Below are 4148 nucleotides of genomic sequence, written 5' to 3' on the forward strand. Positions count from 1 at the left end.
GCCGGCCGCTTCGGCCTCGGGACGATCGTCGACTGGCGGCGAGTCGACCGGCTGTCGGCGTCAGGTCACCTGTCACGCACGGGCGAGCGAATCGCACTAACCCCGGCGGGCCGACTGCTCCTCGATTCGATCCTCGGCGAAATCGCCGCGGCCGAGCCTCCTACTTCGGCGGAGCCGGAGCCGCGGCAGGCGTCGGCGCCGGTGCGGCTGCAGGCGCCGTCACAGGCTTGGCGGGAGCGGCTGCATTCGTGATCGGCTCGCTCTTGAGGACGTACCGATAATGATCCGTCGAGCCGCTCAGGAAGTCGGCGATCATCGAGTCGGCATCCGCGCCGGCGTCCTTGCGCGACATCTTGTTGCCGACATCGAAGCCGACGACCGCGGTCTTGAAGCTGTTGAGCTGGCCGCCGCAGGCGTTGCGCACGAAGGCTTCGTAGGCGTCGCCGTCGACCTTGGCCGCGCTGGCCTTGTCGACCGATGCCTTGAGGCAGGCCTGGAACGCACTTCTCGGCGCATTGATCGACGCCTGAAGCGCCGTCAGATAGATGGCTGAAGCACCCACTAGAAAAATCATCGCACCTTCTCCCCAGGTTTGACGACGAGGCCCGCAGCATGACTCTTTTCCGCTGCCTTTGGAAGAGCTTATCCGCGGAGCCCCATGCCTGAGCAGCTCGCGCCCGGCCTTCACGTCGTCGCGACGCCGATTGGCAATCTCGGCGACCTCTCGCCGCGGGCGGCCGGCACTCTTGCCCGCGCTGACCTCATCCTTGTCGAGGACACAAGGGTCACGGCGCGCCTGCTCGCCCATGTCGGCTGCAAGGTGCCGATGCGCCGCTACGACGACCACGCGACGGAGCGCGACCGGGAGGCGGTGATTGCCCTCCTTGGCGACAAAGCCGTGGCGCTGGTCAGCGACGCGGGGACGCCACTGGTCTCGGATCCTGGCTACAAGCTGGTTCGAGCCGCCCGGGCTGCGGGGCATGAGGTTCACACCGTGCCTGGTCCATGCGCCGCGATAGCCGCATTGACGCTCGCTGGCCTCCCGACCGACCGGTTCCTGTTCCTGGGCTTTCTGCCTGCCAGGGCCAAGGCTCGCGAGGACGCGATACGCGAGGTCGGGACGGTGCAGGCGACGCTCGTCCTTTACGAGAGCGGGCCTCGGCTGGCGGCGACGCTTGCGGCACTGGCGCAGCAGCTCGGCGACCGCGAGTCAGCTGTGGTCCGCGAGATCACCAAGCTTCATGAAGAGTGCGTGACAGGCTCGCTGTCGGATCTCGCCGGGCGCTACCGCGACTCGCCGCCGAAGGGCGAGATCGTGATCACCGTCGGACCGCCGGCCGAAGCTCCTGCCGCGAGCGATGCCGACCTCGACGAGGCGCTCGGCGAAGCGCTCGGCCGGCTGTCTCCGTCGCGAGCGGCCGCGAAAGTCGCGGAGCAGCTGGGGCTGCCGCGCAAGCGAGTCTATGCCCGTGCGCTCGAGCTTTCGAAGTGAACCGTATCGCGGCGGAGAAGCGCGGCCGCTCGGCGGAGACGATCGCCTGCTGGTTCCTTCGCCTTCACGGCTGGCACATTCTCGCGCGTCGGGCGCGGGTTCGCGGCGGCGAGGTCGACGTCATCGCTCGACGCGGCAAGATCGTCGCGTTCGTCGAGGTGAAGGCGCGCTCGACCTACGATGCTGCGAACTTCGCGATTGACCCTTGGCTGATGCGGCGGGTCGTCGTCGCCACCGAGCGGCTCGCGCCCCGCTACATGCGCCCCGGCGACGACGTGCGTATCGACGCGATCCTGGTGGTGCCGTTCCGATGGCCGCGGCACCTCGCCAACATCTGGCTAGGGTGACAAAGGCGTGAGCCTGCCCTACCCGGCCCACATGCCCCTTCGCGTCGCCGTGCAGATGGATCCGATGGAAACGATCGGCATCGGCGGGGACTCGACCTTCGCGCTGATGGTAAAGGCGCAGGAGCTCGGACACAGGCTCTATCACTACCTCCCCGATGCACTGAGCTATGCCGGCGGCCGCGTCTACGCCGGCGCTCACGAAGTTTCGGTGCAGCGTGTCGAGGGCGATCATTTCAAGCTCGGCGAGTGGCGCGTGCTCGACCTCGGCAGCGACATCGACGTGGTTCTTATGCGGCAGAACCCGCCGTTCGACCTCGGCTACATCACTGCCACTCACCTGCTCAAGCGTGTCGCCGCCGAGACACTGGTCGTGAACGACCCCGTCGCGGTGCGGAATGCGCCGGAAAAGGTCTGGGTACTCGACTTCGCGCAGTTCATGCCGCCGACGGCAGTCACCCGCTCGCTTGGCCTTGCCCGCAAGTTCCTCGCCGAGCATGGCGAGATCGTGGTCAAGCCCCTGCACGGCTTTGCCGGCGGTTCGGTATTCAGGGTCGGCAGTGACGGCCGGAACTTGGCGGCGCTGATCGAGCTGTTCAACTCGACCTACCGCGAGCCGCACGTGCTGCAGAAGTTCGTCCCCGAGATCTCGGAAGGCGACAAGCGCATCGTGCTGGTCGACGGAGTGGTTGCCGGAGCGATCAATCGGGTTCCCGGCGCGGGCGAGATCCGGTCGAACCTCGCCGTCGGCGGCACGGCCGCAAAGACGGAGCTGACCGATCGCGAGCGAGACATCTGCGCGGTCCTGGGGCCGGAGCTCAAGCGGCGCGGACTGGTCTTCGTCGGAATCGACGTGATCGGCGGCCGCTGGCTGACGGAGATCAACGTCACTTCGCCGACCGGCATCGTCGCCATCGACGCGTTCAACGGCACCGACACGCCCGGCTTGATCTGGGAAGCCATCGACTGCCGAATCGCGGCAAGAGCATCCGCTTCGGACTGAAAGTCAGGACTTCGTTCAGGGCTCCCGTCCTAACCCGATGAGGTCGCGGCGGGCCCGGTCACTCCCCACAGCCAGGCCTGCCGCGACGGCTCGGCTTCACGCCCGAGGATGCGCGTGCCGATAGACGTCGAGCAGCCGCGCCGCGTCCACCGCCGTATAGATTTGCGTCGACGACAGGCTCGCGTGGCCAAGCAGCTCCTGAAGCGCTCGAAGGTCCGCGCCCCGCGCCAGCAGATGGGTCGCGAAGCTGTGCCGGAGCGCGTGCGGAGTCAGGCTCTCGGGCAGGCCGAGCCGCCGCCGCGCCGCCGCCACGGATCGACGAACGAGGTCCGGGTTGAGCGGTCCTCCCCTGGCGCCAACGAACAGGGGCGCATCGCTGGCCACCGGCCAGGGGCACTGCCGCACATAATCCTCGATGGCCTCGCGAACGACCGGCATGACCGGGACGATGCGCGTCTTCGAGCGCTTGCCGGTCACTCGAAGCGTCGCGCCGAGCGGCAGATCGCGACCGGTCAGGGAAAGCGCCTCCGCAACCCGCAGGCCCGCGCCGTAGAGCAGTAGAAGGACGGCAAGGTCGCGGGCGCCGATCCACGGCTGGCTCGCCGCCTCCGCCGCATCCTCGGCAAGGGAGACGGCATCGGCGGGCGCCGCCGGACGAGGCAGGGTGCGCGGCCGGCGCGGTGCCCGGACACGAGGGAGCGAGGGAGTCTCGCCGGATCGCTCCGCCGCATATTTGAGGAACGCGCGGACGCCGGACAGCTCGCGCGCCGCCGACGCTGCGCCGAGACCATCCGTGCGGCGCTGGGCGACAAAGGCGCGAAGGTCGGGCGCCGTAATCTCGACGAGATCACCGGGCTCGATCGGGCCGCCGCGATGACGCTCGAGGAAGTCGATCAGGCGGTGCGCCGTCGCGACATAGGCGCGAACGGTGTGTCCGGACCGGCGGCGATCATGCTGCAGAAAGGATACCCAATGCGCGGCCAGAGCGCGGCAGGCGCTGGAACTCAGGTCGTCGTCGGGTCCGTCACGCACCGGCGCAGCATAGTGCCAAGAGTGCGGCCAAGGAACATCAGCAATTCGGATCCATGGCGCGCGTCGAGAGTGAGCTCGGTGCGCTGCCCGAGGGCAAGCAGGCCGGTCGGGAACGGCGGTTCGGATTCCACGCGGATCAGCGCCTCGGCACGGATCAGGTCGCAGGCCGGGCCGAACATCGGGTTGCCGCGGCCGACGCTCCGCATCTCGACGCCATGGACCTTGGCGATCGAGCGTTCGAGAAGCGCTGGCTCGACGAGACGAACGCCGTTGCCGT

Annotated in this window: 5 protein-coding genes and 1 pseudogene; 3 read left to right on the top strand and 3 right to left on the bottom strand. The window is 68.4% G+C overall.

Going from position 1 to position 4148, the window contains the following annotated elements; all coding sequences use genetic code 11:
• Positions 1 to 160: 160 nt before the first annotated feature.
• Complete coding sequence (locus tag JOZ79_RS03435; RefSeq protein WP_294070594.1) at positions 161 to 574, bottom strand: hypothetical protein; 414 nt, start codon at positions 572 to 574, stop codon at positions 161 to 163.
• An 84-nt stretch (positions 575 to 658) separates the two neighbouring features.
• On the opposite strand from JOZ79_RS03435, the gene rsmI reads away from it, so the two are divergent.
• The 3 genes from rsmI to gshB are packed head-to-tail and all read left to right on the top strand — an operon-like array spanning position 659 to position 2839.
• A complete protein-coding gene (gene rsmI / locus JOZ79_RS03440; protein ID WP_294070597.1) occupies positions 659 to 1492 on the top strand; it encodes a 16S rRNA (cytidine(1402)-2'-O)-methyltransferase in 834 nt (277 codons plus the stop codon).
• Entirely contained in the window at positions 1489 to 1839 is a 351-nt protein-coding gene (locus tag JOZ79_RS03445) for a YraN family protein (protein WP_294070600.1), read from the top strand. Before rsmI ends, JOZ79_RS03445 begins: the two co-directional genes overlap by 4 nt.
• Before the next feature lie 31 nt (positions 1840 to 1870).
• Positions 1871 to 2839, top strand: coding sequence for a glutathione synthase (gene gshB / locus JOZ79_RS03450; RefSeq protein ID WP_294070603.1), 969 nt, complete (start codon positions 1871 to 1873; stop codon positions 2837 to 2839).
• Between the two features lie 96 nt (positions 2840 to 2935).
• Here gshB and JOZ79_RS03455 read toward each other — a convergent pair whose 3' ends face one another.
• Together JOZ79_RS03455 and JOZ79_RS03460 are read right to left on the bottom strand one after the other, a co-directional pair.
• Positions 2936 to 3823 carry a tyrosine recombinase XerC gene (locus JOZ79_RS03455; protein ID WP_294070606.1) on the bottom strand — a complete coding sequence of 296 codons (888 nt, stop codon included), beginning with the start codon at positions 3821 to 3823 and terminating at the stop codon, positions 2936 to 2938.
• A gap of 20 nt (positions 3824 to 3843) precedes the next feature.
• Positions 3844 to 4148: pseudogene (locus tag JOZ79_RS03460) on the bottom strand (DUF484 domain-containing protein); the annotation flags it as partial.

It is taken from the genome of Sphingomonas sp. (assembly GCF_019242355.1).
Classification (GTDB): Bacteria; Pseudomonadota; Alphaproteobacteria; order Sphingomonadales; family Sphingomonadaceae; genus Sphingomicrobium.